Here is a 253-nt window from a genome sequence, read left to right as displayed (position 1 = left end):
AAATTAGTGTTATTGTTCGAAAAACAGATCAAGGCTATAGTCGACAATAACATTAAAAGTCGAGTAATCTATTTTGACAACAGACACAGCACAAATAGCCTCTTTATCAGCGCACTTTACTAGTTTACAAAATGCGTTTTTAGATAATCCTTATCCTTCTATTCATTCTCGAATTGCCATTTTAAAAAAATTACGTTCGCGCATTGTAGAGCTAGAAGAAGAACTTATCAGTGCAGTATCGAAAGACTTTGGC

At 34.0% G+C, this 253-nt stretch carries 1 pseudogene; it reads left to right on the top strand.

What is annotated here, in order from left to right:
• Nucleotides 1-73 precede the first annotated feature (73 nt).
• Nucleotides 74-253 (top strand): annotated as a pseudogene (locus R2R70_RS21725) (coniferyl-aldehyde dehydrogenase); the annotation flags it as partial.

The organism is Cobetia sp. SIMBA_158 (assembly GCF_046566945.1).
Lineage (GTDB): Bacteria > Pseudomonadota > Gammaproteobacteria > Pseudomonadales > Halomonadaceae > Cobetia > Cobetia amphilecti.
The sequence above is the reverse complement of the archived record's forward strand: the minus strand, read 5'-3'. Positions and strand labels throughout refer to the sequence as shown.